Origin of the sequence: Hydrogenophaga sp. H7 (assembly GCF_002025745.1) — a bacterium.
In the GTDB taxonomy this organism is placed as follows: Bacteria; Pseudomonadota; Gammaproteobacteria; order Burkholderiales; family Burkholderiaceae_C; genus Hydrogenophaga; species Hydrogenophaga pseudoflava.
Genome location: NZ_MCIC01000018.1, coordinates 36,542 through 60,884, shown reverse-complemented (window position 1 = coordinate 60,884; position 24,343 = coordinate 36,542). Strand labels below are relative to the sequence as shown.

The window sequence follows — 24,343 nt, the reverse complement described above, 5'->3', positions numbered from 1 at the left end:
TTCTCAGCCCTTCAGCGTCGCCCGCGCGGGCGACAGCATGGCCGCCGTCAGCCCGCAGGCGCTGATGTGCGCCGGCAGCGGCAGCCCGCGCACCAGTGCCGCGCAGGCCTCGCCCATGGCGGCACTGGTCTGGATGCCGTAGCCACCCTGCGCGGCGCACCAGAAGAAGCCTGGCGCGGTCGCGTCGAACCCGCCCACCAGCTCGCCGTCGGCCACGAAGGAGCGCAACCCGGCCCAGGTGTGGGTGGGGCGCGGGGTGAGCGTGGTCCAGGTCTCCAGCGCGTGCAGGCCCAGCGCGATGTCCAGCTCTTCGGGCTGCACGTCCTGCGGGTGCGTCGGGTCTTCGTTCACCGGTGAGGCGAGCAGGGCGCCCGCGTCGGGTTTCATGTAGAAGCTCTCGTCCGCCGCCAGGAGCAGCGGCCAGCGCGCCGTGTCGGTACCGGCCGGTGGCAGGAAGGTGAAGGCGGTGCGGCGTTTGGGCACCAGGCCGATGGGCGCCACGCCCGCCAGCTGCGCCACCGCATCGCACCAGGCCCCTGCGGCGTTGATGAGCACCGGTGCCGCGTGTTCGGCACCCGCCGCCGTGCGCACCCGCCACAGCCCGTCGCGGCGCTCGATGGCCACCACCTCGGCATCGCAAACCAGCGTGCCGCCCGCGCGCCGGAAGCCGCGCAGGTAGCCCTGGTGGATGGCGTGCACGTCCATGTCGAAGCTGTCGGGTTCGTAGATCGCCGCGCTCACCTTCTCCGGCCGCAGCGCCGGCACCCTGGCCAGCGCCTCCTCGGCGCTCAGTCGGACACCGCGCGGGCTGGTCTGCTGCAGGGTGGCCCAGGCCTCGTCCAGGTGGTGCATCTCGTCCGGCCCGGCCACCGTCAGCAGCCCGCGCGGCGTGAGCAGCGGTGCCTCGGCAAAACCCGGTGGCGGGTTCAGGAAAAAGGGCTCGCTGGCGCGCGAGAGCGCCCGCACCTGCGGCGGCCCGTAGCTGGCGATGAACTGCGCGGCCGAGCGCCCGGTGCTGTGGTAACCCGGCTGGCTCTCGCGTTCGAGCATGACGCAGCGGCCGTGCGGCGTCAGGAAGTGGCCGATGGAGGCACCTGCGATGCCGGCGCCGAGGATGAGGAAGTCGGTGGATGAAGCGTTCATGCCGTCCATGGTACGGCCCGCCGCCACCCGTGGCGACCGGTCGGGGCGTGCCGAGGACGCCGTTTCTTCAGTCCCGGACCGGCTCAGGGGCTGGCAGCACGTAGCGCCCGTCCAGCATCTCTGCGCGCGGCAGGTAGGCCCGCAGGCAGAGGAAGAAGCCGTCGGCCGGCGCGGGCAGCCAGTTGGCCCGGGCCGTTTCGTCCAGGGGTGGGGCGTGCTGGATGTGCAGGGTCAGGCCGCCGTCGGCATCGTGCTGCAGACCGGGTGTGCGGTCGCCGATGGCGTGGCGCGCGATGGGGTTGTCGACCAGCATGAAGTCGCGCGTGCTGTACAGGGTGATCGACCAGAAGGCGTTGACCGGCGGCAACTGCCCGGGTGCGAATCGCAGGCGGTAGCGCTGGGCGCCGTCGAGCATGCGGCCGGTGCTGTCGGTTTCGCAGCGGGGGTAGATCGCCTCATGTGGCGAGAGGGCGCCGATGCCCTGGCGTGCCACGAAGGCACGCAGCAGGTGGTCGTGGCCGAAGCCGCCGGTGAGGGACATCATGGAGCGGCTCCAGCCGGTGGCCGGGGTGTGCTGGCCCAGCGCGTCGGCGCGGTGGTCCAGCAGGGCCTGCACCGTGTCGGCGGCGCGGCGCCACACCTCGACCATGGCGGGGTCGGCCCACATCTGTGCCACGGTGGCGTCATCGGCTCCCAGGCCCACCGCGCGCAGGCCGGTGAGCAGGGCGCTGTCGCCAGCAGGTGGCGGGTTCTCGCGCAGGGCGTCGTTGGCCATGGCCAGGAAGCGCTGGGGGGCGAAGGGCGCGCGCGGGTCGTGGCGGGCATCGAAACGGCGTGGAGCGCCGGGGCGGCCGGCCTGCCAGTCGGCCAGGCTGCGGATGCCGAACCCGTCCTGCAGCGCATGCACCTGGTCCAGTTCGTGGGCGCCGTCGATCAGCAGGCGCCCGATGACCCAGACCCAGGGTGTGGGCGCCTCGATGTGCCGCCCCGGCGCCTGGAAGGCCTCGGGCAAGCCGCCCTGCCAGCCAGGGGGCGTGACCAGCACGGCGCCACCGCCGTTGCCCAGGGTGCGGGTGCCGGGGTGGCCGAAAGGGTTGGTGAAGAAGTCCAGCATGCCCAGCACGTGGTAGCGCGTGCCCATGTCGGGCATGTCCAGCACCAGCGGGCCGGCCGACAGGTCCAGCCAGGCGTTGGTGTAGAGCGTGTCGTTGTTGGGCATCACGACGCGGCTGCGACCGACGGTGAGCAGTTCGCGTTCGTGCACAAAGGCGTTGCACCAGCGCAGGCTGCTGTCGGGGCTCTCGCCTGCGAAGCCATGGCCGGCCAGCTTGCGCGGTGAGGTGGCGGAGCGCATGCGCTGCATCTCGTACAGCGGCCAGGCGTAGACCAGGGCCTGCACGGCCTGGGTGTAGAGGTACTCGTGTCGGGCGTTCATGCAGACTCCGCTAGCAGGGGGGGAATGGTCCAGCTGCGCACTTCGGGGCGCGGCAGGTACATGCGCAGCACCAGGTAGAACTGGCCGGCGGGGGCGGGCAGCCAGTTGCGCTGGTCTGCGGGGGGCTCGTGAGAGATGGCCAGCGTCAGGCCGCCGTCGGCGTCGTGCACCAGGTCGGGCGTGCGGTCGCCGATGGAATGGCGGCCGAGGGCGTTCGGGTACAGAAAACGGTCGGCGTCGTACAGCGTGACCGACCAGAATGCGTCGACCGGCGGGAGCTCGCCGGGCTCGAAGCGCAGCCGGTAGCGCCGACCGCCCTGCAGCGGCGCCCTGGCGGCATCGAAGTCGCCCATGGCGTAGACCGCTTCGTCCGCGGCCAGGGCGCCCAGCCCCTTGTAGGCGGTGAGGGCCCTGACCAGATAGTCGCAACCATAGCGGCCCAGGCCGAAATGGGTCGCCCAGGGCCGGGCCTTGCGGCTGCGCGAGCCTTCCAGCAACAGTGCGGCACCGTCGCACAGCCCCTGCAGCAGCCCGGCGCGCAGTGCTTCGTCGAGCTGGAAGAAGTCGAAGGACAGGTCGGGCATGAGGCCCTGGCTCGCGATCCAGCGGGCCAGGCCAGTGTCGGACTCGGGCACCTTCTGGCTGGCCAGGCCATGGCACAGGTTGTTGAAGAAGTGCGGGCCGAAGCTGTCGAGGTCGTCGGGCCGGGCCATCCATGCGGCCATGGTGTCTTCCGGTGGGCCGCTCCAGTGGTCCACCACACCGGGGCGCGCGCCGCTGCGCGTCCCCTCGGGCAGTTCCAGCCGGATCTCGGCCTGCAGCGCCTGCGCGGCGATCACATCGTCTCCGGCACCGGCGAGCACCCGCGCGATCAGCCACACCAGGTCGGTGGGCGCACGCAGCACGCGACGCCCGTCGGCGGGCAAGGCGTCGGCCGGGTGGTCCGGGCCGACCAGCCAGATCGCCTCGCCCCCGGCCGCACAGTTGCGCAGGCCCGGGTTGTCGAAGTTGTTGGTCCAGGCGTCGTACAGCGCCAGCACGAAGTAGCGGCCCGGATGACGGGCGGCGGCGGGCACGTGCAGCAGGCGCGGGCCATTGGCCAGGTTGATCCAGCCGGTGGTGTAGAGCAGGTCGTTGGCGGGCGTGACCACGTCGCGGTCGGCGTCGGTGGACACCCGGCGCACGTGCTGCAACTGGTCGATTTCGGAGCGCCAGCTGGCGTGCTCACCGTTGCCGGTCAAGGTCTGCAGGCGACAGGTGCGCAGGCTTTCCACCAGCGGATATCCCCAGACGAAGGCGGTCAGGCCGATGGCCTGGCCCAGGGCGTGGCGGGTGCTTGTGGTGGGCGGGTTCATGCGGCGTCCTTTGGCTCGGGAGTGCGGCCGATCACGACAGCGTCGACCGCGCAGCCACCGCCGCGCGAGGCGGGCAGGGCCATGAAGGGGTTGATGTCCACGCTGTCCAGCGTGTCGCCGCAGGCCACGGCAAAGCGCGACAGCGCCACGATCTGCCGTGCCAGCAGGTCCAGGTCGGCCGGCTCACGGCCGCGGGCGCCGGTCAGCAGGGCGTGTGCCTTGGTGGCCCGGATCATCTCGTGCGCCTGGTCCAGTCCCACCGGCGCCGGGCGCAGCACCACGTCGTGCAGGGTTTCGACGAACACGCCGCCCAGGCCGAACATGACCATCGGGCCGAACACCGGGTCGCGCTGGACGCCCAGCAGGCATTCGGTGCCGTGGCGGTCGACCATGGGCGCGACGAGCACGCCGTCCAGCCTTGCTTGGGGGACGTTCTGGTGCACGGCCGCCATCAGGCGGGCATACCCGTCGCGCACGGCCTCGGCGCCTTGCAGGTTGAGCACCACGCCACCCGCATCGGACTTGTGCAGGATGTCGGCCGACACGATCTTGAGCACCACCGCCGAGCCCATTCGCCCGGCCGCGGCCACGGCTTCGTCGGCGCTGTGCACCAGGGCGTGCGGCACCACGCGCAGGCCGGCCTGTGCCAGCGCGGCCAGCGACTCGGGCTCGTTCAGCGCCCGCGCCGGCAGGCTGAGCGGTGGCGCCGGCGCATCGGCAGGCGCCACCGGGGCGTCCAGGCGCTGGGCCAGGCGCGCCAGCGCGGACACGGTGCGCACGGCCTCGGTGGGTTCGCTGAACACCATGCAGCCCAGGGCCTCCAGGGCCTGCCGGCGATCGGGTGTGAGCAGGGTGCTCAGGGCCAGCAGCTTGTCGGGGTAGTCTCTGCGCAGGTTCGTGACCAGCGACTCCAGCACAGGCCAGAAGCGTTCGGCGGTGCCGGCGGCGGCCAGGAAGCCGATCCAGCTCGCGTAGCCACCCTGGTCCAGCATCAGGCGCGCGGTGCGTTCGATCAGCGTGGCATCGTTGGTGACCTGGCCCGTGATGTCGACCGGGTTGGTGGGCGCAGCGAACGGCACCCACTCGCGGATGGTGGCCTGGGCCGTGTCAGGCATCGGCCTCAGGTCGAGCCCGGCCTGGCTGGCCTCGTCGGCCATCAGCACGCCGACGCCCCCCGAGACGGTGAACAGGCCCAAGGACGCATCGCGCGGCAGACCGCCGATCGCCGCGGCTGCGGCAACGCCGAAAAACTCGGTGATGTCTTTGGCGCGGTGCACGCCGTATTCGCGGAACACCGCGTCGTAGACGGCGTCGTTGCCCGCCAGCGCCGCGGTGTGCGAGGCGGCTGCCTTGGCGCCCGCCTCCGTGCGGCCAACCTTGACGATGACCACCGGCTTGCGCGCGGCCTGTGCTGCGGCCAGTGCCTGGCGCAGTCGTGGGCCGTTGCGGCAGCCCTCCATGTAGCCCATGATCACCCGCGTCTGCGGGTCGTGCGCCAGCCACTCCACGCAGTCGGCGAAGTCGATGTCCGCCTCGTTGCCGGTGGTGATCCAGTGCGACAGGCCGATGCCGCGCTCGCGCGCCAGCGCGTAGGCATAGGCACCGAATGCACCCGACTGGCTGACCAGGCCGATCGGCCCGTGCCGCACCTGGCCGCTGGCCGGTGCCGGCGAGAAGGTGGCGTAGAGCTGTTCGCCCACGTTCATGAAACCCAGGCAGTTCGGACCCAGCAGGCGCACGCCGCCACGGCGGGCGATGGCAGTGAGCTCGGCCTGCTGGCCCGCTCCGTCGTCGCCAGTCTCGGCAAAGCCCGAGGTGAACATCACCACGCCCTTGACGCCAGCGGCCACAGCGTCTTCCAGCGCGGCGCGCGAGAGCGAGGCAGGGATGGCGAAGATGGCCAGGTCCACCGGCTCGCCAATGGCCTGCAGCGAGGGGAAGGCCGGCAGGCCCTGCACCGTGGTCTGTTTCGGGTTGACCGGCAGCACCCGGCCAGCGTAGCCAAAGCGCTTCATGAAATCGACCGGGATGCCACCGATCTTGCTCACCGTGTCGGAGGCACCGACCACCGCGACCGAGCGGGGGGCAAAGATGGCCGAGAGCGTCTGCAGCCGCTGGCCGGTGTCGTTCTGGGGTTTGTCGCTCATGTGTCTCCTGTCCGTTGCTCTTGTCAATTTAATGTGACTGAACTAAAGTAATTCGAGCGAATTAAAACAGCCGGATTGCACAAATGTCAAACACCAGCACCACTCTCAGTCGCAAACGCGTCAGCCAGGTCACCATCCAGCGTGCGACCGAATCGCCCGACGCACAGCTGTCGGCGACGGCTCGCCACATGCTCGACGTGGCCGAGCCGCTGTTTGCGGAAAAAGGCATCGAGCAGGTGTCTCTGCGGGAGATCGTCGCGGCCAGCGGGCAGCGAAACCTCTCTGCCGCCCGCTACCACTTCGGCAGCCGCGAACAGCTCATAGCCCTGTTGCTGGCCAGGCGTCTATGGTTCATCAACGAGGACCGTCATGCGCGGCTGGACGCGCTTGAAGCCGCCGGGCGTGCTGGCGATGTGGAGGCGCTGGTGCGCGAGTCGCTGGACGCACTCGCCAGCACCGTGCGCGACCAGCCCTGGGGTGCGGACTACGTGCGGGTGGCGGCACAGGCCACTTTCAGTCCCCGGCTGAACCCCTACGACATCGTCGACCCGATCTATCTGAGCGGCCACACGCGCATTGCCCGGCTGCTGCGCGCGGCACTGCCGGATCTGCCCGAGCGCACCTTCCATGACCGCATGCGGCTGATCAGCAACGAAATCGTGTTCACGCTGGCGCGCTGGATCAGCGACCACGGACCTGTGACATCACCCACGCGCCGCCGCTACGACGCTCTGGTGCGACACACCATCGAGTTCCTCGTCGCCGGCATGAAAGCCCCCTCCGGAGAACCGACATGAACACCAAGCCTTCCACAAGCGATGCGTTTCTGATCACGGGCGAAGGCGTCGACGCGGTGGCTCCCGGCCTGTGGATCGTGCGTGGTCAGGGCAACACCTTCGTCGCAGAGATCGACGCCGGGCTGGTGGTGATCGACAGCGGCCCTGGCGGAAAGGTCACCAGGGGCATGATCGATTCGCTCCGGACTGTGTCCGATCGGCCGGTGCATGCCATCTGCTTCTCGCACGGGCACATCGGCTACAACAGCGGCCTGCCGCTGTGGCTGGAACACGCGCGGCAGCGTGGCGACGCGCCGCCGCGCGTGATCGCCCATGCCAATCTGCCACGGCGCGCTGCGCGCTACCGCGAGACCATGGCGCTGCAGGAACGCATGGCCGAACTGCAGTTCCGCCGCGAGCCCGGCACCATGACCGGCAAGTTCCCGGTGCACGACCCGGCTGAAGTGTTCGATACGGTGCTCGTGCTCGGGGACCTGAACGGCCGCCACGTGGTGCTGATCTGGAGCCCGTCGGAAACCGACGACGCGGTGGCGCTCTGGTGCCCGGCCGAACGGGTGCTGTACGGCGGGCCGGCAGTGATCGACTCGATTCCCAATCTGGGCACGCCCTTTCGCACGCAGCGCGACACGGTGCGCTGGGCCGGCACGCTGGAGCGCCTGGCGCACCTGCGGCCACAGCGCGTGGTGCGCGAATTCGGTCCCTGCATTGAGGGCGAACAGGAGGTGCAGCGCGTGCTGCTGGACACCGCGCGCGCCCTGCGCTGGGTGCGCGACGAGGTGGTGCGGCTGATGAACCAGGGCCTGGGCGAGCGAGAGATCCTGGAGGCCGTGCGCTTTCCAGCCGACCTGTTCGCTCAGCCCTGGATGCAACCCACCTATGGCGACCCGCACTGGATCGTGCGCGACGTCTACCGTTCCGAGAATGGCTGGTGGGACCGCAACCCGACCCAGCTGCACCCCGCGGCGCCGTCGGCGGTGTCGGCCGCGCTGGCGCGGGCCCTCACCGACAAACCCGCGGTCCTGGCCGAGGCCCGGCGCCTGGCCGACCGGTCCGAGTGGCAGCTGGCACTGCACGTCGTCGACCTGCTGGCGCTGCTCGATGTCGACGACCCTGATGTGCACACCGCCCGGCAGTTGAAGGCGCACTGGCTGCGCCGGCGGGCCAGCGATGTGCGCAGCTATGTGTCCAAGAGCCTCTACCACGGTTGCGCGGACCTGCTCGAAAAAGGGCAGCAGGCCCGCTTCGGCATTCATTGACTTCCCTGTTCGCCCATCACACCCACCCCAAAAAGGAGACAAACATGTTCAAGTCCATCGTGGCCTCCCTGGCCGTCTCGTTGCCGCTGGCCTGGTCCGGCAGCGCGCTCGCACAACAATGGCCCACCAAGCCCGTGAAAGTGGTGGTGCCCGGCGCAGCCGGCAGCGGCACCGACATCACCGCCCGCATCTTCACCGACGCGCTCAGCCGCAAGTTCGGCCAACCCTTCGTGGTCGACAACCGGGCGGGTGCCAACGGCATGATCGGCACCGAATACGTGGCCAAGCAGCCGGCCGATGGGTACACCCTGCTGTTCTCGTACACGGCGGCGCAGGTGGTCAACCAGAGCCTCTACCCCAAGACCGGCTATGACGGCGCCAAGGACTTCGCGCCCATCGTGCAGATCGGTTCGGGTGGCAACTTCCTCGTCGTGCCCGCGTCCATGCCGGTCAAGGACCTCAAGGAGTTCATCGCCTACGTGAAGGCCAAACCTGAAGACGAGCTGGCCTACGGTTCGTGGGGCAACGGCTCGGGGGGCCACCTCAGCATGGAGGCGCTCAAGCAGCAGACAGGCGTGAAAATCCGCCACGTGCCGTACAAGTCGTCGGCCGCCGCCAACACCGACCTGGCCGGTGGTGTCATCCAGGTGGCGTTTTCCGCCACGGCCTCAGCGTTGCCGCTGATCCAGGCGGGCAAGATCAAGGCGCTGGCCATCAGCGGACCGAACCGCCTGTCCACCATGCCCGAGATCAAGACCATGACCGAGCAGGGCGTCAAGTTCGACCTGGCCTCTTGGTATGGCATGTTCGCGCCCGCTGGCACGCCGCCGGCCATCGTCAATGCCATCAACGCCGAGGTGCACCGCGTCCTGCAACTGCCCGAAATGCGCGAAACCCTGAGCAAGGCGGGTCTGAGCGACTGGCCCGTCAAGACGCCTGAAGAGTTCGGGGCCACGGTGCGCAACGACGTGAAGGAGTGGGGCGACATCGTGCGCAGAGGCAACATCAAAGTGGATTGAGGCGCGCAGCCAGGAAGGAGGGGGCTGCATCATCCAGGCCGTGCAGCGTAGCGAAGTGGTTCCTGGCCTGCACCGACCTCGTCTTCGTCGCGCCGATCGACTGGTTCAGCTTCCCCGGCACGCTCAAGGCGCAGATGAGCGCCCAGCGCCTTTGACTGATCACCACCAATGGCGACCGCGCCAAGGCGCAGCGCATGATCGACTCGACCGCCATGTCGAAGTGCCATGAAAAAGGGGCGACGGTCACCCGTCGCCCCTTTGCATTTCTGAACCCTTCAGCGCGAAATATCAGCTGAAGAAGTCCTTCGCTTTCTCGAACCAGCCCTTGTCGTTCGGGCTGTGCTTGTGGCCGCCCTTCTTGAACGACTCGTCGAGTTCCTTCAGCAGCTTGCGCTGGTGTTCGGTCAATTTCACCGGCGTCTCCACCGCCACGTGGCAGTACAGGTCGCCCGGGTAGCTGCTGCGCACGCCCTTGACGCCCTTGCCGCGCAGGCGGAAGGTCTTGCCGCTCTGCGTGCCTTCGGGCAGGTCGATGGTGGCCTTGCCTTGCAGCGTGGGCACGTCGATCTCGCCGCCGAGTGCGGCGGTGGTCATGCTCACCGGCACCTGGCAGTGCAGGTCGTCGCCCTCGCGTTCGAAGATGTCGTGCTTGCGCAGCCGGATCTCGATGTAGAGGTCGCCAGCCGGGCCGCCGTTCTGGCCCGGTTCGCCGTTGCCGCTGGAGCGGATGCGCTGGCCGTCGTCGATGCCGGCGGGGATCTTGATCTCCAGCGTCTTCTGCTTCTTGATCTTGCCCTGGCCGCTGCAGGCGGTGCAGGGCTCGGGGATGATCTTGCCGCTGCCGTGGCAGTGCGGACAGGTCTGCTGCACGCTGAAGAAGCCCTGGCGCATCTGCACGACGCCCTGGCCATGGCAGGTGCTGCAGGTCTTGACGCTGGTGCCCGGTTTGGCGCCGGTGCCCTTGCAGGTCTCGCAGTCGTCCCAGCTGGGAATGCGGATCTGCGTTTCCTTGCCGCTGGCCGCTTCTTCCAGCGTGATCTCCATTGCGTAGGACAGGTCCGCGCCGCGGTACACCTGCCGGCCGCCACCGCCGCGGCGGGCGCCGCCGAAGATGTCACCGAAGATGTCGCCGAAGGCCTCGCCGAAGCCGGCAAAACCTTCCGCACCGGGGCCGCCCGGGCCGCGCATGTTGGGGTCCACGCCGGCGTGGCCGTACTGGTCGTAGGCCGCCTTCTTCTGCGGGTCCGACAGCATCTCGTAGGCCTCTTTGGCCTCCTTGAACTTCTCTTCGGCGCCCTTGGCGGCATCACCCTGGTTGCGGTCCGGGTGGTACTTCATCGCCAGCTTGCGATACGCCTTCTTGATCTCGTCGTCCGAAGCGTTCTTGGGCACGCCCAGCACTTCGTAAAAGTCGCGTTTGGCCATGGTGGTCAATCGGGGTTCTGTTGAGCACAAACGCCGCGCCAGGTTGCCCCGACGCGGCGGTAACGGTCAATCGGCGGGGCGGCCGATCAGCCCTTCTTCACTTCCTTGACTTCGGCGTCGACGATGTCGTCGTCCTTGGCGCTGGACGAGGCACCGGCGCTGGCCTGTTCGGCCCCACCGGCGGCACCCGCCGCGGCGGCGGCTTCGGCCTGCGAGGCGGCGTACACCTTCTCGCCCAGCTTCTGGCTGGCGGTCATCAGGGCCTCGGTCTTGGCTTCGATGGCGGCCTTGTCGTCGCCCTTGGCGGCTTCTTCCAGGGCCTTGATCGCGTCCTCGATGGCGCTCTTTTCAGATGCTTCGAGCTTGTCGCCGTGTTCGCCCAGGCTCTTCTTGACGCTGTGCACCGAGGCCTCGGCCTGGTTGCGAGCCTGCACCAGTTCGACCTTCTTGTGGTCTTCGGCGGCGTTGAGTTCGGCGTCCTTCACCATCTGCTGGATCTCGGCCTCGGACAGGCCGGAGTTCGCCTTGATGGTGATCTTGTTTTCCTTGCCGGTGCCCTTGTCCTTGGCGCCGACGTGCAGGATGCCGTTGGCGTCGATGTCGAAGGTCACTTCGATCTGCGGCATGCCACGCGGTGCGCTGGGGATGCCTTCGAGGTTGAACTCGCCCAGCAGCTTGTTGCCGGAAGCGATTTCGCGCTCACCCTGGAACACCTTGATGGTCACGGCCGGCTGGTTGTCCTCGGCGGTCGAGAAGACCTGCGAGAACTTGGTCGGGATCGTGGTGTTCTTGGCGATCATCTTGGTCATGACGCCGCCCATGGTCTCGATGCCCAGCGACAGCGGGGTCACGTCCAGCAGCAGCACGTCCTTGCGGTCACCCGAGAGCACCTGGCCCTGGATGGCGGCGCCCACGGCCACGGCCTCGTCGGGGTTCACGTCCTTGCGCGGGTCCTTGCCGAAGAACTCCTTGACCTTCTCCTGCACCTTGGGCATGCGGGTCATGCCGCCGACCAGGATCACGTCGTGGATGTCGCCCACGCTGATGCCGGCGTCCTTGATGGCGGTGCGGCAGGGCGCAATCGTGCGCTCGATCAGCTCTTCCACCAGGGCTTCCAGCTTGGCGCGGGTCAGCTTGATGTTCAGGTGCTTCGGACCCGAGGCGTCGGCCGTGATGTAGGGCAGGTTGATGTCGGTCGCGGCCGAGCTGGACAGCTCGATCTTGGCCTTTTCGGCGGCTTCCTTCAGGCGCTGCAGGGCCAGCACGTCCTTGGACAGGTCGACGCCTTGTTCCTTCTTGAACTCGCCGATGATGAAGTCGATGATGCGCTGGTCGAAGTCTTCGCCGCCCAGGAAGGTGTCGCCGTTGGTGGACAGCACTTCGAACTGCTTTTCACCGTCGACGTCGGCGATCTCGATGATGGACACGTCGAAGGTGCCACCGCCCAGGTCGTACACGGCGATCTTGCGGTCGCCCTTTTCCTGCTTGTCCAGGCCGAAGGCCAGGGCCGCAGCGGTGGGCTCGTTGATGATGCGCTTGACTTCCAGACCGGCGATGCGGCCGGCGTCCTTGGTGGCCTGGCGCTGGGCGTCGTTGAAATAGGCCGGCACGGTGATGACGGCTTCGGTCACGGGCTCGCCCAGGTAGTCCTCGGCGGTCTTCTTCATCTTGCGCAGGATGTCGGCACTGACCTGCTGGGCCGAGATCTTCTTGCCGCGCACTTCCACCCAGGCGTCGCCGTTGTCTGCGGCCACGATGGAGTAGGGCATCAGGTCGATGTCCTTCTGCACTTCCTTCTCGGTGAACTTGCGGCCGATCAGGCGCTTGATGGCGTAGAGCGTGTTCTTGGGGTTGGTCACGGCCTGGCGCTTGGCCGAGGCGCCGACCAGCACTTCACCGTCTTCCTGGTAGGCCACGATCGACGGCGTGGTGCGCGCACCTTCCGAGTTCTCGATCACCTTGGTGGTGTTGCCTTCCATGATGGACACGCAGCTGTTGGTGGTGCCCAGGTCGATGCCGATGATTTTTCCCATGTTCTGCTCCGTTTTCGAAAGTTTGAATAAGTGTGTGGGGTGGGTGTGGACCCGTTGTGGAGGAGGTGTGGATAACCGGTGGGCTTTTCAAGTCCTGAACGCCGGTTTTCTTCTCCGTCCGCGGTTCTTTATTTGGGGGCCGCGACCGTGACCAGGGCGGGGCGCAGCACGCGCTCGGCGATCAGATAGCCCTTCTGCAGCACGGTCACCACGGTGTTGGTGGGCTGGTCGGCCGGCACCAGACTGATGGCCTGGTGCTGGGTGGGGTCGAACCTGGCGCCGACCTCGGGCGCAATCGCCACCACCTTGTGGCGCTCCAGGGCGCTGCGCAGCTGCCGCAGCGTGGCTTCCGAGCCCTCGCGCATCTGCTCCAGTGTCGCTTCCTGGATGGCCAGACCGGCTTCGAAGCTGTCGAGCACCGGCAGCAGGCCCTCGGCGAAGCTCTCCACCGCGAACTTGCGGGCCTTGGCCATTTCTTCCTCGGCGCGGCGCATGGTGTTCTGGGCCTCGGCCTTGGCGCGCAGGAACTGCTCGGCCAGCTCGGCGTTCTTGGCCTTCAGCTCGGCGACCTCGTTGGTCAGGGCGGCCAGTGCGTCGGCTTCTGCCACCGCGGCGGCGGCCAGGGCTTCTTCGGTGCTCTGCGGGGCATTTTCAGCGGGGTTCTGGGCTTGGGTCATGTCAAAAGTTCAAGTAAATCAAGGGCGTAGATCGCCGTGTGCGGTAGGTGGGGGCGCCGCCGGCCCGTTCAAGAGGTGACATCCAGAAACACGCGATGGCGGTGAGAATCGGGGCTTTTTGCACGGAACCCTGTCATGAAACTCTTTCGCCATGGCCCGCTGGGCGCCGAGAAACCCGGTCTGATCGATGCCCGCGGCGGGCTGCGCGACCTCTCGGGCGTGGTGCCGGACATCGCCGGCACCGTGCTGGGGCGTGATTCTATGGCCCGGCTGCACGCGCTAGACCCGTCCACGCTGCCGCTGGTGGCCGAGGGCCGGCGCATCGGCGCCTGTGTGGGCGGCGTGGGCAATGTGGTCTGCATCGGCCTGAACTATTCCGACCACGCGGCCGAGTCTGGCATGAAGGTGCCCGGCCAGCCCATCGTGTTCAACAAGCACAACGGCGCCATCAGCGGCCCGGACGACGACATCTGGCTGCCGCCCGGCTCGCAGAAGATGGACTGGGAGGTGGAACTGGGCATCGTGATCGGCGAGCGTGCCTTTCATGTCAGCGAAGCAGACGCGCTGCAGCACGTGGCCGGCTTCTGCCTGGTCAACGATGTCTCGGAGCGCGCCTACCAGACCGAGTACGAGGGCCAGTGGACCAAGGGCAAGAGCTACCCCACGCACTGCCCGGTCGGCCCCTGGCTGGTCACGCCCGACGAACTGGGCGACCCGCAGGACGTGGACCTCTGGCTGGACGTGAACGGTGTGCGACGCCAGACCGGCAACACCCGGACCATGATCTTCGGCGTGGCCCAGATCGTGAGCTACCTCAGCCGCTTCATGGCGCTGCAGCCGGGCGATGTGATCCCCACCGGCACGCCGCCCGGCGTGGGCATGGGCCAGAAGCCGCCGGTGTTCCTCAAGGTGGGCGATGTGGTGACGCTGGGCGGACGGGGACTGGGCCAGCAGCGGCAGAAGGTCGTGCCGACGCCTTGACCCGGTTTCAGGGGGCGTGCGCGGCGGCCGTTGGGGTGGAAACCGCCATCGCCGCGCGGGCCTGCTGATGGGCCCAGCGGCCGGCGAACTGCTGCACGTCGACCATGCGGCGTGCCAGGTCGGCGCCCTGGTGGGTGAGGCGGTAGCCGTCGCCGGTGTGGTCCACCAGTCGGGCGGCCCGCAGTTCCTTCAGACGGGTGTTGAGCGTGTTGGGGGTGACGCCACCGATGCTGTCTTGGAGCAGGCGGAAGGTCTGCGGATGCCCGTCGCTCAAGGCCCAGATCACACGCATCGCGTAGCGCGACTCGAGCAGGTCGAACAGCTGAATGACCGCCGCATGGTCTTTGGCACTCATGGTTTGTCTCCTGGACCAGCCTTCTGCGTCGAGGCTTGAAACCACTATACGGCGGGCGCTAGCAGTTCGCTAGCTGGAAAGCCAGTCCCACCGGGAAAGCACGCTCGGGATTTACCCGGATTGCATCACCTGGAATAGACGCGCTGAAGCAGCTCCTTGAGCTGGTCCAGCTCCTGCTCCGACAGGCGGCTGGCCACGTCCCGTTCCAGCTTCGTCGCTGTGGCCTGGGCGTCTTTCTGCAGCTTGCGGCCTGTGGGCGAGAGGTGCAGGCCCTGGGCGCGCCGGTCGGTGGGGTGCGGCCGGCGCTCGATCAGGCCGCGCTTGTCCAGGCTCTTGATCATGCCCACGAGGTTGGGCGGCAGGATGTCCAGCGCGGCGCAGATCTGGCGCGAGGTGATGCCGGGGTTGTGGGCGATCAGGGTCAGCACCGAAAAATCCACCGGGCGCAGGCCGTAGGGCGCCATGCGCTGCAGGAACACGCCGATGACCGCCAGCGCGGCGCGCCGGGCGTTGTAGCCCAGCAGGGTCTCCAGGTAGCTGGTGTCGATCCGGCCCTCGCTGTCGGCCAGGGGCGTGGTGCGGGCCACGGGCTCGGCGGTCTTGCGTGGGCTGCGCGGGCGGCGCAGGGCGTTGGCGACGGTCGTTTCGGACATGGTTGCAGAGGATACCGGTATCAAGGCCCTGCGCTGGCGGGGCTCAACCCGCCAGGGTGGTCTCCATCATGGCCACGCGCATCCCGAACTCGGGCCAGACCCAGCGCCAGAAGCCGGTCTGCGCGGTCTGCCAGCGGGCGGTGCCGGCGCCGGGCGTGGCGCCGATGCGGGCCCAGGCCCAGGCCATCAGCAGCAGCGCCACGGCGCGCAGGAAGTCGTCGGCCAGCCAGTGCGGCAGATCGGCCGGCGCGTCCTTGGTGGTGGCGCGCGGCAGCAGGCGCTCACGCAGGAAGCTGGCGAAGCCATCGAGCTGTGACTTGGCGCGGACCGCCTGTTCGTCGCCGCCCAGGTCGGCGGACAGCTCGCCCAGCAGGGTCAGCAGCGCCGCGCCGCCGTCGGGCAGGGTCTTGCGCAGCAGCAGGTCGATGGCCTGGATCTCGTTCGTGCCCTCGTAGATCATGGCCACGCGCGAATCGCGCACGATCTGCTCGATGCCCCATTCGCGCACGAAGCCGTGGCCACCGAAGACCTGCAGGCAGGCGCTGGCGCCGTGGAAGGCCTGGTCGGTCCAGGCGGCCTTGAGCACCGGCGTGACCAGCGCGCACCAGCGGCCGGCGGCCTCGCGGCGCGCGGCGTCGCCGTGGTGCTTGAGGATGTCCAGTTCGAGCGCGGTGCGGTAGGCGACCACGCGGCCGGCGTCGATCCAGGCGCGCTGTGCGTCGAGGATGCGGCGCATGGCCGGGTGTTGTTCGATCAAATCCGCTTCGCCAGCTTTCGCCGTGCCGCCGGGCGCGCGCATCTGGCGGCGCTCCTTCGAGTACGCGTCGGCCTTCTGCCACGCGGCTTCGAGCAGGCCGATGCCCTGCAGGCCCACGTGCAGCCGGGCGGCGTTCATCATCACGAACATCGCGTTCAGGCCCTTGCCGGGCTCGCCGACGATCCAGCCCGGCGCCTCGTCGAAGCGCATCACGCAGGTGGGGCTGCCGTGCAGGCCCATCTTTTCCTCGATGCGCTCGCAGACCGCGGCACTTCGGGTGCCGTCCTCGTAGAACTTCGGCACCAGGAACAGCGACAGCCCCTTGGGGCCGGGCGGCGCGTCGGGCAGGCGCGCGAGCACCAGGTGCACGATGTTGTCGCTCAGGTCGTGCTCGCCGCCGGAGATGAAGATCTTGGTGCCACTCAAGGCAAAGCGGCCGTCGGGCAGCGGGACCGCCTTGGTGCGGCACAGGCCGAGATCGGAGCCCGCGTGCGGCTCGGTCAGGCACATGGTGGCCAGCCACTCGCCGGTCGCGACCTTCTCAAGGTAACGCGCCTTGAGTTCGTCGGATGCGTGGTGCTTGATGCACTCGTAGGCGCCGTGCAGCAGGCCGGGCGCCATGGTCCAGCCGTGGTTGGCGGCGCTGAGCATCTCGTAGAGCATGGCCTCCAGCACGGCGGGCAGGCCCTGGCCGCCGTCTTCGGTGGCGCAGGCCAGCGCCGGCCAGCCGGCCTGCCAGAAGGCCTGGTAGGCGTCGCGGAAGCCTGGCGGCATGGTGACGGCGCCGTCCCTGAACTGCGCGCCGATCTCGTCGCCGTCGCGGTTGAGCGGGACCACGACCTCGGCCACGAATTTGCCGGACTCTTCGAGCACCTGCTGCATCAGGTCGGCGTCGGCTTCCGCCCCTTCACCCGAGTACGCGGGCAGCGCCTGCAGCTGTTGCGGGGCCTGCAGCACGGACTGCAGGACGAAGGCCATGTCGGCGGTGGCGGGCTGGAAGTGGTTCACGGTGAGCAGAAGCGGAGAGAGAGGAAAACGTCAGCGGCCGCTGGTGGCGTCCTGGGTCTTGTCGGGCGATCCTTCGAGACCGGCCAGCAGCGCCTTGTTGCTGCCGGGAATGACCATCTGGAACTTGTTGTCGACCACGGTGTAGTCGTAGTAGCCCATGCGCGCGATGGGCTGGATCTTGAGCACGTCGATCAGGCCGTTGCCGTCGATGCAGTCGTCGTCGATGTGGATGCCGATCACGCGGCCGAACACCACGTCCACCGTGCCCATGGGCGGGCGGCCGGGAAAGCGCACGGTGTTGAGGTACTCGCACTCGAACTGGATCGGCGAGCCCTTGATGCGCTTGGGCTTCACAAGACGGCTGTCCAGCTTCTCCAGCCCGGCGCGTTCGAATTCATCGACGCCCGGTGGCAGCTCCTCGGCGCTGATGTTCACCGCCTCGCGCAGCGCATAGGTCGCCATGTTCCAGACGAACTGGCCCATCTGCTCGGCGTTGCGCACCGAGTCCTTGCGCTCGCCCTGCGTGCTCTGGTTGGCGCTGAACATGACGATGGGCGGGTCGAAGGTCACGTTCTGGAACTGGCTGTAGGGCGCGAGGTTGTCGCGGCCCTGCGCGTCCACCGTGGAGATCCAGCCGATGGGGCGGGGGACCACGCAGGACTTGAACGGGTCGTGCGGCAGGCCGTGGGGGGTCTTGCCTGGTTCGTAATACATGGCGGAGCTCCGTTCGGTGGACGTGTGGGGGGTCAGCGGCAGGCGAAGCTGGACGCGTCTTCCATGCTGCCGCTGCCCTTGTAGGTCGCGACCCTGGGGTAGGCGCACAGCGGTCGGCTGCGGTTGGGCGCCCAGCTGGCGGGCAGCTCGCTGTTGGCGCCGCCGGGGTTGCCGGCGCCACGCGCGGTGGCCTTCACGGCCTGCGGGGCTTCGCCCTGCTCGACCCACTTCACCAGCGGCGAGAGCAGGTCGAACTGGTCGGTGGACGGGCCGCCGCTGCAGTGCGCCATGCCCGGCACCGGGAAGAAGCGGGCGAAGCTGTCGGCCTTGCCGCCCAGCGCCTGGTCCAGGCGCAGCAGCCACTGGCGCGTGTCCTCTGCGGAGAAGATCGCATCGGCCACGCCGTGGTAGACGATCATCTTGGCGCCGCGGTCTTTCAGCTTGGCCAGATTCACCGGGTTCTCGTGGCCGGGCGGCGTCATCAGCGACAGGCCGGATTCGCGGTAGACCTCGTTGGTGGCGCTGAACATCGGCAGGCGGGCGCTGATGTCGACCTTGAGCGGATCGAACATGCCCGGCGGCACGCTGAACACGGTGCCGACCGACAGCGGGTCCAGCGCCACCGAGTTGGCGAACTTCCAGGTGCCCCAGTTGTCACCGGCCAGGCCGGGGTCGTAGGGGAAGGCCGAGTAGATGGATGCGCCCGAGCTGGTGCGGCCACCGGCGAACACGCGGGCCACCACGTCCTTCTGCGCCGCGCTCAGGCACTGGCCGTTGCGGTCCCCAGTGCAGGTGGCCACGTCGGTCTTGATGTTGAAAGCGGCCTGGCAGGCCTGCATGGCCTGGACCATGCCGTCCTTGGCTCCGTCCAGTGCGTCGCACTTGCCCAGGATGGCGTCGGCCACCAGCTGGCGTTCGGCCTTGGTGAAGGCGCCGCTCAGGTCCGGGATCTTGGCATTGGGGTTGAGCGGGTGCTGGGTGGTCGCGCCGGGCACCGCCAGCGGCGCCCACTGCTGCGCGCCCCAGAGCTGGGCCAGCGCGGCGTTGGGCAGGCGGTAGCCGGGTGCGCCGACAAGGTAGCCGTCGTAGGCCTGGCCGCGCGCGGCCTCGACCATGGCGTGGCGCCCGCCGTTGGAGCAGCCGCCCAGGTAGGAGCGGTCCGGGCCCTTGCCGTAAGCCGATGCGATCAGTGCCTTGGCCATGGGGGTGAGCTTGGCCACCGCCTGGTAGCCGTAGTCCAGCCGCGACTGGGCTTCGAGGCCGAAGTAGGGCGTCTGCGGGCCGGTGTGGCCGGCGTCGGAGCTGATGACGGCGAAGCCCTGCATCAGCGCGCCGGTCAGCGGGCCGCCGCCCAGTGCCCCGTCGGCCGTCTTCACCGAGCCGTCCAGCCCGCCGTTGCCCTGGTAGTAGAAGCGGCCGTTCCAGGCCTTGGGCAGGCGCATCTCGAAGCCGATGGCGTAGTCGCGGCCGTCGCTGCCTTTGCGTTTGTGCATCGCGCCCTTGACCAGACAGTGTTCGGCCACAGGCTGGCCGGCCAGCATGAGGCCACCCGCGGCCACGGGTTCGGCGGAGTCGATGTGCGTCTGCTCGAACCGGAACTGGCCGGCCAGCCCTGCACACTGGTTCAGGCTGGCCCCGGTGGCGGGAGCCAGCGGTGCAGGCGAGGTGCCCGGCGCGGTGGTGCCGCAGGCGGCGACAAGCAGACCCAGCCCCAGCGGCAAGGGCAGCAGTTGCAGGCGGCGCAGAGTGTGGTTCATCGGAGTCTCCTTGGGGGTGGTTGGGATCAGGGGCGCTTTCTCGCGGTGCCGAGATAGGTTTCGATCACGCGGGGGTCGCTGGCCAGCTCCATGGCAGGCCCTTGTGCGCTGAGTTCGCCCATCTCCAGCACATACCCGTGGTCGGCCACTTGCAGTGCGGCGCGTGCGTTCTGCTCCACCAGCACGATGGTCACGCCGGTCTGGCGCAGCCGCTCGATGATGGAAAAGATCTCGCGCACGATGAGCGGCGCCAGGCCCAGGCTGGGCTCGTCGAGCATCAGCAGGTCGGGGCCGGACATCAGGGCGCGTCCCACGGCCAGCATCTGGCGTTCACCGCCCGAGAGCGTGCCGGCCAGTTGCAGCCGGCGCTCCTGCAGTCGCGGGAAGATGGCGTAGACGTCGTCGAGCCGGCTGCGCCATTTCGCGTTGCCCTGGCGCATCTGGCGAAAGCCGCCGAGCAGCAGGTTGTCTTCCACCGGCATGGTGCCGAAGAGTTCGCGCTTCTCGGGCACCAGCGCCATCCCGCTCATCACGCGCTCTTCGAGCGTGAGGGTGGTGATGTCCTGGCCACGGAACAGGATCGAGCCCTGACCGGGCAGGATGCCCATGAGCGTGTTGAGCAGGGTGGACTTGCCCGCGCCGTTGGGGCCGATGACGGTGATCACGCCGCCCGGCTGGGCCTCGATGTCGATGCCGTGCAGCACCTCGGCGCGGCCGTAGCCGGCGCGCAGTCCCTTGACTTGAAGAATCGGGTTGCTCATTTAGTGTTCCGTTCCCAGATAGGCCGCGCGCACCTTCGGGTCTTGCTGTACCTGTTCGGGCGGTCCTTGCGTGAGCAGCGTGCCGAACTCCATCACCACCAGGTGGTCGCAGATCTGCATCACCAGATCCATGTCGTGCTCCACCAGCAGGATGCTCATGCCTTCGCCCTTGAGCTGGCGCAGCACGTCGGCCAGGGCCTGCTTCTCCTTGTGGCGCAGGCCGGCGGCGGGCTCGTCGAGCAGCAGCAGCGTCGGATCGGCGCACAAGGCCCGTGCGATTTCCATCAACCGTTGCGGACCCATGGCGAGGTTGCCCGCCTGTTCGTGCAGGTACTCGCCCATGCCGATGCGCTCCAGCTGGCGCTGCGCCTCGCGGAACAGCTGCCGCTCCTCGGCGCGGTTGGTGCGCAGCATGGCGGGCAGCACGCCCTTGCGGCCCCGCGTGTGCGCGCCCAGTGCCACGTTCTCCAGCACGGTCATGTCCGGAATCATCTTGACGTGCTGGAACGTGCGCGCCATGCCCAGCTGTGCGATGTCGCGCGAGGGCGTGCCGATGACGTTGCGGCCCTGGAAACGCACCTCGCCGCTGGTGGCGGGCAACACGCCGGTGATGAGGTTGAACGTGGTGGATTTGCCCGCACCGTTGGGGCCGATCAGCCCGACGATCTGGCCGGCGTGGATCTGGAAGCTGATGTCGTTCACCGCGACCAGGCCACCGAACTGCATGCGCGCCTTCTGCACGTCCAGAACCAGTTCTCCATTGGCAGGCTTGGCGCGTTCGGGCAGCGCGGCCGCGTTCTGCCAGTCCACCTTGCGCGGCTTGGACGGCATGTGCTTGCCCACCATCGACCACAGGCCGTCGGGCAGGTACTTGAGCATCACCACCAGCGCCACGCCGAAGACGATCACCTCGTAGCTGCCGCTGGTGCCCATCAGCTTGGGCAGCAACACCTGCAGCTGGTCTTCCAGGACACGGATGAGGCCGGCGCCGACGATGGCGCCCCAGACGTGGCCCACGCCACCGATCACCGCCATGAACAGGTACTCGATGCCCATCTTCAGGCCGAAGGCCGAGGGGTTCACCGTGCGCTGGAAGTGCGCCAGCAGCCAGCCGGCCACCGAGGCAAACAGCGCGGCCAGCACGAAGATGGTCACCTTGTAGCGGAAGGTGCTGATGCCCATGGCTTCGGCCATCTGCGAGCCGCTCTTGAGCGAGCGGATGGCGCGCCCGGCGCGCGAGTCGAGCAGGTGCAGCAGCGCGGCGGCGAAGGCCAGCAGGATGAACCAGGTCAGCACGAAGAACGCACGCCCCTGGCCGATGTCGAACCCCGCCACCGACAGGCTCTGGATGCCCAGCAGGCCGTCATACTTGCCCAGTGCGTCGAGGTTGCCCATGAGGTAGTACAGCGACAGGCCCCAGGCGATGGTGGCCAGCGGCAGGTAGTGGCCCGACATGCGCAGCGTAATCAGACCGACGATCAGCGCGCTGCCGGCGGTGAGGGCCAGGCCGATGAACAGCGTGATCCAGGGCGACATGCCCAGGTTGAGCGTGAGCCAGGCCGTGGTGTAGGCACCGATGCCGACGAAGGCCGCCTGGCCGAAGGAGGTGAGCCCGCCCACGCCGGTCAGCAGGACCAGTCCGAGCACCGTCATGCTGTACATGCCGATCATGTTGAGCTGGGTGATCCAGAAGTCGGGCAGCGGGAGCAGGGCGATCACGGGAATCGCCAGGGCCAGGATCAGCAGGCCGAGATGTTGGTGTTTGGGCATGTCAGTGGTCCTCGTCGGAGTGCTTGCTGCGCAAGGACCTGACAAGCAGGACAGGGAGAATCAAAGTGAACACGATCACTTCCTTGAAGGCGCTGGCCCAGAACGAACCGAAGGACTCGATCACGCCCACGCCCATCGCCGCGATGAGGGCACCGGGGTAGCTCGAGAGGCCGGCCGCGACGGCGGCCACGAAGCCCTTGAGGCCGATCAGGAAACCCGAGTCGTAGAACACGGTGGTGGTCGGGCCGATCAGCAGGCCCGAGAGCGCGCCGATGAAGGCCGCCATGGTCATCGTGAGCTGGCCCGACGACTGGGACGAGATGCCCATGAGGCGTGCGCCGGTGCGGTTGACCGCAATGGCGCGCAGGGCCTTGCCGCGCAGCGAGCGCTCGAAGTAGAGCCAGAGCATGGCGATGAGGGCCACCGTGGCTGCAAACGTGATGATGGTCTGGCCCGACAGCATCACGGGGCCGATGGTGTAGCGCTCGTCCCAGAAGGCCGGGTTCCGGAAACCTTCCGCACCGAAGAACACCAGTCCCAGGCCGGTCATGGCGAAGTGCACACCGACCGAGACAATCAACAGCACCAGCGGCGTGGAGCTCTCCAGCGACTGGTAGGCCACGCGGTAGATCAGCGGGCCATAGACCGTCACCACGGCCACGCTGAGCGCGGCCTGCACCCACAGCGGGAACTGCTGCGGCGCGGCCCAGATGGCCACGACGGAGACCACGACGGGCAACACGAGCATGCGTCCCGCGGCCTTCAGCGCTGGCCATGTGCCGCGCTGCTGGCGCCAGCATTCGGTCAGCTCCATCAGCGCGGCGAGACCGGCGAGCAGCAGCAGCAGCCAGACCGTGCCGGGCACCTGGCCGGTCTGGAAGATGGCCAGGGTGAGCGCGCCGTACGCGACAAACTCCCCCTGGGGAATGAAGATGATCCGGGTGACGGTGAACACCAGGACGATGGCCAGGCCCAGCAGCGCGTACACGGCGCCGTTGGTGAGGCCATCCAGCGCCAGGATGCTGGCGATAGAGAAATCCATAGAAAGCCTTAGCGAGAAAGGGACGCGTCCAAGAAGAATCTCGAACGCAGGCGCGCCGAAACCAGGTGTCGCTCCCCCTCCCGCCGGAGGCGGAAGGGGGAGGCGTTCCGAATCACTCCACCTTGAACTTGCCGTCCACCACCTTGAGCATCACGCCGGTCTCGTTGGTGTAGCCCCAGTGGTCGCTCTTGGTCCAGTTCATCACGCCGTGCGCGAACACGGTGCGGCCCATGGTTTCAAGCGCGTCGCGCAGACCGGCACGGAACTCCGGCGTGCCGGGCTTGCCGCTCTTGAGCGCCAGCGGCACGGCCTTGTTCAGGGCAATGGCCGCGTCGTAGCTGTGGCCGGCGAACTGGTTGCGCGTGCCGGGGCCCATCAGCTTCTCGTAGTTGGTGACGAAGTCCACGGCCAGCTTCTTGGAAGGATGGCTGTCAGGCAGCTGCTCCGCGATGACGGCCGGGCCGGACACGACGAAAGAACCTTCGACGTCCTTGCCACCGATGCGCACCAGGTCGGGCGTGGCGGCCGCATGCGTCTGGTAGATCTTGCCCTTGTAGCCGCGCTCGATGACCGCCTTGTGCGGCATCGCAGCGCCCGAACCCGAAGCCACCACCAGGATCGCATCGGGGTTGGCCGAGCTGAGCTTGAGCGCTTGCGGCGTCACGCTGGTGTCGGTGCGGGCGAAGCGCTCGGTGGCCACCACTTTCATGCCGGCCTTCTCGGCCAGCGGCGTGAGTGCCTTGAGCCACAGCTCGCCGTAGGCGTCGGTGTAGCCCAGGAAGCCGATCGTCTTGACGTTCTGCTTCTTCATGTGCTCGACCATGGCGTGGGCCATCACGTCGTTGCCCTGCGGCAGGCGGAACATCCACTGATCGGCGCCGGGCGGCACGCCCACGGGCGACGCCGCCAGCTGGACCGTCTTGGCTTCCGTGGCGACCGGGGTCATGGCGGCAGCCACTGGGGTCAGGCAGGAGCCGATGATCAGGTCGACCTTGTCTTCGGTCACGAAACGGCGTGCGTTGGCCGCACCCTTGCCCGGGTCGCTGGCGTCGTCCAGGATGATCAGGTTGACTTTCTCGCCCGCGATGGTGGTGGGGAACAGCTTGAACTGGTTCTGCATCGGAATGCCCAGGCCGGAGCCCGGTCCGGTGAGCGAGAGGCTCACGCCGATGTTGATGTCGGCCAGCGCCGCGGTGCTGCTGAGGGCTGCAATGGCCACGGCTACGAGGGTCTTGACGGTTTTCACTGGATGTCTCCT

Annotated in this window: 21 protein-coding genes; 4 read left to right on the top strand and 17 right to left on the bottom strand. The window is 68.2% G+C overall.

Translation table 11 applies throughout. The features are described from left to right. Positions 1-3: 3 nt before the first annotated feature. The 4 genes from BC358_RS17950 to BC358_RS17935 form a co-directional block, all read right to left on the bottom strand. Positions 4-1,143: an FAD-binding oxidoreductase gene (locus tag BC358_RS17950; protein WP_079367111.1), complete on the bottom strand. Its 1,140-nt coding sequence runs from the start codon at positions 1,141-1,143 to the stop codon at positions 4-6. 67 nt (positions 1,144-1,210) lie between these two features. After that, entirely contained in the window at positions 1,211-2,578 is a 1,368-nt protein-coding gene (locus BC358_RS17945) for a DUF1254 domain-containing protein (RefSeq protein ID WP_079366889.1), read from the bottom strand. After that, positions 2,575-3,933, bottom strand: a complete 1,359-nt coding sequence (locus tag BC358_RS17940; RefSeq protein WP_079366888.1) for a DUF1254 domain-containing protein — start codon at positions 3,931-3,933, stop codon at positions 2,575-2,577. The genes BC358_RS17945 and BC358_RS17940 overlap by 4 nt, the downstream gene beginning before the upstream one ends. Further along, a complete protein-coding gene (locus BC358_RS17935; protein ID WP_079366887.1) occupies positions 3,930-6,080 on the bottom strand; it encodes an acetate--CoA ligase family protein in 2,151 nt (716 codons plus the stop codon). Before BC358_RS17935 ends, BC358_RS17940 begins: the two co-directional genes overlap by 4 nt. An 83-nt stretch (positions 6,081-6,163) precedes the next feature. On the opposite strand from BC358_RS17935, the gene BC358_RS17930 reads away from it, so the two are divergent. From BC358_RS17930 to BC358_RS17920, 3 genes are read left to right on the top strand one after another with little or no spacing between them, the layout of a single operon-like run. Continuing rightward, a complete protein-coding gene (locus tag BC358_RS17930) occupies positions 6,164-6,877 on the top strand; it encodes a TetR/AcrR family transcriptional regulator (RefSeq protein ID WP_066150258.1) in 714 nt (237 codons plus the stop codon). Beyond that, the gene (locus BC358_RS17925; protein WP_079366886.1) at positions 6,874-8,133 is read left to right on the top strand and encodes an alkyl sulfatase dimerization domain-containing protein; all 1,260 of its coding nucleotides are present in this window, start codon (positions 6,874-6,876) and stop codon (positions 8,131-8,133) included. The genes BC358_RS17930 and BC358_RS17925 overlap by 4 nt, the downstream gene beginning before the upstream one ends. Positions 8,134-8,177: 44 nt before the next feature. Next, positions 8,178-9,152 carry a tripartite tricarboxylate transporter substrate binding protein gene (locus BC358_RS17920; protein ID WP_079366885.1) on the top strand — a complete coding sequence of 325 codons (975 nt, stop codon included), beginning with the start codon at positions 8,178-8,180 and terminating at the stop codon, positions 9,150-9,152. On the opposite strand, the gene BC358_RS17915 is transcribed toward BC358_RS17920, so the two are convergent. The 4 genes from BC358_RS17915 to grpE all read right to left on the bottom strand — a co-directional run bounded on the left by BC358_RS17915 (position 9,139) and on the right by grpE (position 13,287). Next, complete coding sequence (locus tag BC358_RS17915) at positions 9,139-9,399, bottom strand: hypothetical protein (RefSeq protein WP_143434359.1); 261 nt, start codon at positions 9,397-9,399, stop codon at positions 9,139-9,141. The two genes, BC358_RS17920 and BC358_RS17915, sit on opposite strands and share 14 nt — an antisense overlap. Before the next feature lie 41 nt (positions 9,400-9,440). Beyond that, on the bottom strand, positions 9,441-10,577 hold the full coding sequence (dnaJ, locus tag BC358_RS17910) for a molecular chaperone DnaJ (RefSeq protein ID WP_079367110.1): 1,137 nt from the start codon (positions 10,575-10,577) through the stop codon (positions 9,441-9,443). Between the two features lie 86 nt (positions 10,578-10,663). Next, positions 10,664-12,610 (bottom strand): molecular chaperone DnaK, encoded by a 1,947-nt coding sequence (gene dnaK / locus BC358_RS17905; RefSeq protein WP_079366883.1) that lies wholly within the window; start codon positions 12,608-12,610, stop codon positions 10,664-10,666. A gap of 128 nt (positions 12,611-12,738) precedes the next feature. Next, positions 12,739-13,287, bottom strand: a complete 549-nt coding sequence (gene grpE / locus BC358_RS17900; protein WP_079366882.1) for a nucleotide exchange factor GrpE — start codon at positions 13,285-13,287, stop codon at positions 12,739-12,741. Positions 13,288-13,422: 135 nt separating this feature from the next. On the opposite strand from grpE, the gene BC358_RS17895 reads away from it, so the two are divergent. Next, on the top strand, positions 13,423-14,268 hold the full coding sequence (locus tag BC358_RS17895) for a fumarylacetoacetate hydrolase family protein (protein ID WP_066150274.1): 846 nt from the start codon (positions 13,423-13,425) through the stop codon (positions 14,266-14,268). Between the two features lie 7 nt (positions 14,269-14,275). Here the strand turns inward: BC358_RS17895 and BC358_RS17890 are convergent, their stop codons facing one another. The 9 genes from BC358_RS17890 to BC358_RS17850 form a co-directional block, all read right to left on the bottom strand. Then, entirely contained in the window at positions 14,276-14,623 is a 348-nt protein-coding gene (locus BC358_RS17890) for a helix-turn-helix domain-containing protein (RefSeq protein WP_066150278.1), read from the bottom strand. A 125-nt stretch (positions 14,624-14,748) separates the two neighbouring features. After that, positions 14,749-15,276 carry a MarR family winged helix-turn-helix transcriptional regulator gene (locus BC358_RS17885; protein WP_143434358.1) on the bottom strand — a complete coding sequence of 176 codons (528 nt, stop codon included), beginning with the start codon at positions 15,274-15,276 and terminating at the stop codon, positions 14,749-14,751. A gap of 43 nt (positions 15,277-15,319) precedes the next feature. Continuing rightward, positions 15,320-17,011 (bottom strand): acyl-CoA dehydrogenase family protein, encoded by a 1,692-nt coding sequence (locus BC358_RS17880; RefSeq protein WP_079367108.1) that lies wholly within the window; start codon positions 17,009-17,011, stop codon positions 15,320-15,322. A 60-nt stretch (positions 17,012-17,071) separates the two neighbouring features. Then, entirely contained in the window at positions 17,072-17,755 is a 684-nt protein-coding gene (locus tag BC358_RS17875) for a flavin reductase family protein (protein ID WP_079366881.1), read from the bottom strand. A 32-nt stretch (positions 17,756-17,787) separates the two neighbouring features. After that, positions 17,788-19,512: a tannase/feruloyl esterase family alpha/beta hydrolase gene (locus BC358_RS17870; protein ID WP_079366880.1), complete on the bottom strand. Its 1,725-nt coding sequence runs from the start codon at positions 19,510-19,512 to the stop codon at positions 17,788-17,790. Between the two features lie 26 nt (positions 19,513-19,538). After that, complete coding sequence (locus BC358_RS17865; protein ID WP_066150287.1) at positions 19,539-20,273, bottom strand: ABC transporter ATP-binding protein; 735 nt, start codon at positions 20,271-20,273, stop codon at positions 19,539-19,541. Then, the gene (locus tag BC358_RS17860) at positions 20,274-22,043 is read right to left on the bottom strand and encodes an ATP-binding cassette domain-containing protein (RefSeq protein WP_079366879.1); all 1,770 of its coding nucleotides are present in this window, start codon (positions 22,041-22,043) and stop codon (positions 20,274-20,276) included. A 1-nt stretch (position 22,044) separates the two neighbouring features. Beyond that, positions 22,045-23,085, bottom strand: coding sequence for a branched-chain amino acid ABC transporter permease (locus BC358_RS17855; protein WP_079366878.1), 1,041 nt, complete (start codon positions 23,083-23,085; stop codon positions 22,045-22,047). 112 nt (positions 23,086-23,197) lie between these two features. Beyond that, on the bottom strand, positions 23,198-24,331 hold the full coding sequence (locus BC358_RS17850; RefSeq protein ID WP_079366877.1) for an ABC transporter substrate-binding protein: 1,134 nt from the start codon (positions 24,329-24,331) through the stop codon (positions 23,198-23,200). Positions 24,332-24,343: the final 12 nt, after the last annotated feature.